The sequence below is a fragment of the Microcystis sp. M53603_WE2 genome (genome assembly GCF_030065435.1).
Window position 1 is genome coordinate 1 of record NZ_JASJFF010000155.1, and the last position, 3,769, is coordinate 3,769.

Sequence of the window (3,769 nt, forward strand, 5' to 3'; positions counted from 1 at the left end):
CCTCAACAGTTTGTCCTACAGTCAGCTCTGGAGATTCAATTTCAATTCTATTTCCCGGTAGGACTTTTGCTGTCGTGTACAAAGTTGATTTAACCATTTTAAGCCTTCTCTTTAAGTATTGTTGTTAATATAGCTTATTAAAATCGGCGACCGCACTTTAACCCACAGTTTTAATCAATGTGCATGGTGAGTTCCCCAAAATCGATCGCTGGAACAGTAGGAGCCACCTTAGGGAACGCACCCTACAAGATTGCGTTCGACATCGCACTGGGGCTACGCCTTCACAGATAGACGAAGCCGCCTAACGGCAAAGTTAGACATTTGCTATGGAATAAACAGACGACTCACGCCTAAATAATTTTCAAGGTAAAGAGCAATTTCAATCAAGCGATCAACACATTCTTCTCGATATTCTCGTTCAATAATCCGATCAACATTTGCAAACGTAACCACAGGCAAAGAAGTTGGTAAACATTCTTCTCGAATTACCTGCTCTCAAGAATCTTCACCCTTCATACTACGGTTGGCGGTTAGCAAAATCATTTGATTCTCTTGAGCAAACCTCCAGACCACTCTATCACTGCTGTTAATTGGTAATTCAACTTCATCAAATGAAATAAAACGAATTGGTAATGTTTCAAGCCACCCTTCAGAAGTAATACTGCCAAAAAGTATGAGCGATTGCCCTTCAATAATTGTGATCGATTAGAAAAATCACTGGCTTATTGCTGCTCGTTTGGCTTTACGCGCTTGCAATTTTTGCCAAGCAGAAGTATATTCAGGCTTGGGCGGCAACTTAGAAATATTAGCAATACGTTCTTGGTTACGCTCATTCCAATAATCTCGAATTTCTGCTGCTTGCCGCACAACTATTTGATACTCTGACTCTACTTCTTTGTAGTGAGCGTCAATATAAGAGATGGCTGCATCAAACTGCTCATCAGTTAGATAGAATTGATGGCGGATTAAATGACGAGGGTAATTGGCGTGAATATAGTCCATTATTTGATACAAGGTTATTCTTGTGCCAGAAATTGTTAAACCACGCTCTGTTCGAGTAATTGCGGGTTCCTGATCAGGATACAGTGACATAGTTTTGATTAGCTCCAAATGGTGTTGAGTGGCCGCTCTTTTCTCATCATATCACCCCCAACTCTGCTGGCCTCACCAATGAAAATATGGCGCATTACATTTGATTAGCGTACCCTCGTCAGCGTACTGCTACCCAGTGCCTTCGGTATCGCACTTAAACCCACAGTTTCAATCAATGTGCATGGTGCGTTCCCCAAAATCGAGCGCTGGAGCAGTAGGAGCCACCTTAGGGAACGCACCCTACGGCGATGGCGATCTGCTACGCAGTGCCTTCGGCATCGCACTGAAACAGTCCACTACGAGAGCAGCAATTATTGTAGGTTGGGTTGACGTAAGGAAACCCAACCAAGAGTAACCTTTGGGGTGGTTGGGTTTCGCTTTTTCAAGCGAATTGATCTATTTTCGACCCAGTATTGTTTCGCTCAACCCAACCTACGAGGCGATGGCGATCGCTAACATCTAGTCCATTGTACAACCTCGATCCGACAGTTCCTGCTTTACCTTAGATGTCAAATCTTCAGGAAAACCAGGGGGTAACTGGGGCGGGGATCGGGAGGAAAAAATATAGATTTCATTTTGCCCATCTAAAACAGGCAAAATTTCTACAGGATAACCTTCTACAGGATAACCATTGTAGAAGTCTTTTTGCACAATGGTAGATTTATCCGCCCGCAAACGGCTACTGAGGAGTTGACCACTGATCACCTTTGCCGTTGACAATGAAAGAATCGAAACATCCAGCAAACCACGGTCTTTGTATTCTAAAACACAGACTTGCCCCTGCACCTGAGAGGGAAAAATACTCAAAAAATAAGCTTCATGTAAACTTTGAAAACCGTCACCATCATTATGCCACAGTCCCAGAAAAGGGGTGACAGTGGGATTAGTTTTTGCCCATTGGTTTCTAAATGACTTGAGCGGTTCACCTAATTCCGAAGGACTGATTAACTTATTATGTCCAGCCAAGCCAAACCAACTATCAATCATCTCCGAAGTGGTGAATTTAATGGAAAGTAAATCCAAGATATTTAGGGGGAGAATCAGTCCTCGCTGGGTAACAATTGCCGTCACGAGTCCAACGGTGGCAGTACCTAGAGCAACGAAGGCTGCAATGAGGACAATTGTCTTTCTCGTCATTTTGACACTCCAATCATATAGCCCACATCCTAGCGGTACACTCGCTTCGTCTGGCTAACTAGGGATTATACAGAAACTTTCTGTATAACACTCTCTGGGGTAACGATATGGGTCAACTTTCGGCATATCACCCCATTTGGGCGCAATCGCCCGAACTTTTCCGTATATCACGCCCAAAAGCGTGTTAGCCAGATTAGCATATTGTCAAAAACCTTGTTTAACTAAATTTCTGACAATAGGCTGAAATAACAGAAGTTTTCTAGGATTCTAGCGACGATTCTTCGATCTGACCGCACCTCTTGACAAAAATTTATAATTATTCGATTCGTTCAATTGTCGGGGGCTTCTGTAAAGATTTTTTAGCGTGAAATTATCATTCATACTGTACTTACTTGTAGCGTTTTGTTTCCATCTCAATCAACAAGAATCTAAGGGCAATATCAAGATATTGGTATGGGAAACGATAGTTTCGATCGATACCGACTCCACAGACCATCTTGGCTTATCCTTTACTAAGGTTCTTGAGCCAAAGCTAAGACACGCTGATATAGCTGGGAACTGACACGAAAACCAGCTTGGCTGATCAAGGCATCCATAACAGGTTGAACTTGAGGGATGAGGCTTTTTTGTTTGGCAACGAGCAGAATGCCCAGAATACCAATGATAGACAGCCCTAGCCGCAGGGCTTCTTGCCGCCCCAAGCGTTCATCGATGAGCAGATCATCAGCTTGCAGCTCAAGTGCCAAGGCTATTGCATTCGCTTCTCCAGCATCCAATCCTCGTTCTTGCTGAAGCTGGTTAACGAGTTCGGAGTTGGTGAGGGGTTGGGGTTGAATGCAGCCGGCTTGGAGAATGGCTGGAATGATGGGATTGCTTGCGGCTGCTAGTTCCCTAGCAACAACGTCTGGAATGATAACGGTTTGGTAAATTGACTCTAGCAACCAGAGATGATCGACGATCGCCAGATTGGCAAGGGCGGAGGTATCGCTGACCACGATCATAGCCAGCCTCGATCGCGCAGATGCTGAACATCCTGCTCAAAGTCTTCTACATCGTAGTGAACACAAATACCGCGATCTGCCAGCAGTTTTTGAAAGTCCATGACTTCCATCCCGGCAATTTTACTGGCGCGACTCAGGGAAATCCGCTCTTGCTGAAACAGCGCAATGGCAATCTCCCGGAGCCAGTCGCCCTGGTTAAAGGTTTCGGCTTGGCTGAGGTTATCCGGTAGGTTCAGGGTAATTTTCATTAAGACATCCTCACGCACTATTTATCTCCTCGTCTTTACTCGTTTTCTGATAACAGGATTTGGTATTATTGACTGACGGGAGCCAGCAATTAATTTCTAATTTTAAGCACTTGCATAGGAGTCAAACGTCTTTGCTCTGTCTTGTCAAAATGGTTCTTCGTTACTTGGTATGGTTCGATAGGGGGCATAAATCGACTAAATCCTTATCTGGCAAGAGACTTAATTGATTAGTTCGCTCTAGAGCAAAAACAATTGACAAAAATCGCTAAATGCCTTTCTCTATAAGGGTTC

General features: G+C 44.0%; 5 protein-coding genes and 2 pseudogenes. 1 reads left to right on the forward strand and 6 read right to left on the reverse strand.

Going from position 1 to position 3,769, the window contains the following annotated elements; translation table 11 throughout:
• Positions 1–324: 324 nt before the first annotated feature.
• Positions 325–718 (reverse strand): annotated as a pseudogene (locus PX481_RS03505) (ACP S-malonyltransferase).
• A complete protein-coding gene (locus PX481_RS03510; RefSeq protein ID WP_002760641.1) occupies positions 715–1,092 on the reverse strand; it encodes a DUF433 domain-containing protein in 378 nt (125 codons plus the stop codon). The pseudogene PX481_RS03505 and the gene PX481_RS03510 overlap by 4 nt, the downstream one beginning before the upstream one ends.
• Before the next feature lie 175 nt (positions 1,093–1,267).
• Between PX481_RS03510 and PX481_RS03515 the strand changes: the two genes are divergently transcribed.
• Positions 1,268–1,447, forward strand: coding sequence for a hypothetical protein (locus tag PX481_RS03515; protein ID WP_002760643.1), 180 nt, complete (start codon positions 1,268–1,270; stop codon positions 1,445–1,447).
• Between the two features lie 104 nt (positions 1,448–1,551).
• Here the strand turns inward: PX481_RS03515 and PX481_RS03520 are convergent, their stop codons facing one another.
• From PX481_RS03520 to PX481_RS29570, 4 genes and pseudogenes are all read right to left on the reverse strand, one after another.
• Positions 1,552–2,229, reverse strand: a complete 678-nt coding sequence (locus PX481_RS03520; RefSeq protein WP_002760645.1) for a hypothetical protein — start codon at positions 2,227–2,229, stop codon at positions 1,552–1,554.
• A gap of 512 nt (positions 2,230–2,741) precedes the next feature.
• Positions 2,742–3,230: a PIN domain-containing protein gene (locus PX481_RS03525; protein WP_002760647.1), complete on the reverse strand. Its 489-nt coding sequence runs from the start codon at positions 3,228–3,230 to the stop codon at positions 2,742–2,744.
• Positions 3,227–3,478 carry a UPF0175 family protein gene (locus PX481_RS03530; protein WP_043995814.1) on the reverse strand — a complete coding sequence of 84 codons (252 nt, stop codon included), beginning with the start codon at positions 3,476–3,478 and terminating at the stop codon, positions 3,227–3,229. Before PX481_RS03530 ends, PX481_RS03525 begins: the two co-directional genes overlap by 4 nt.
• 89 nt (positions 3,479–3,567) lie before the next feature.
• Positions 3,568–3,769 (reverse strand): annotated as a pseudogene (locus PX481_RS29570) (hypothetical protein); the annotation flags it as partial.

Excerpts from the sequence above, each read along its gene's own strand:
- PX481_RS03530 (WP_043995814.1), bottom strand. The coding sequence starts at position 3,478 with ATGAAAATTACCCTGAACCTACCGGATAACCTCAGCCAAGCCGAAACC.
- PX481_RS03510 (WP_002760641.1), bottom strand. The coding sequence starts at position 1,092 with ATGTCACTGTATCCTGATCAGGAACCCGCAATTACTCGAACAGAGCGT.
- PX481_RS03515 (WP_002760643.1), top strand. The coding sequence starts at position 1,268 with ATGTGCATGGTGCGTTCCCCAAAATCGAGCGCTGGAGCAGTAGGAGCC.
- PX481_RS03520 (WP_002760645.1), bottom strand. The coding sequence starts at position 2,229 with ATGACGAGAAAGACAATTGTCCTCATTGCAGCCTTCGTTGCTCTAGGT.
- PX481_RS03525 (WP_002760647.1), bottom strand. The coding sequence starts at position 3,230 with ATGATCGTGGTCAGCGATACCTCCGCCCTTGCCAATCTGGCGATCGTC.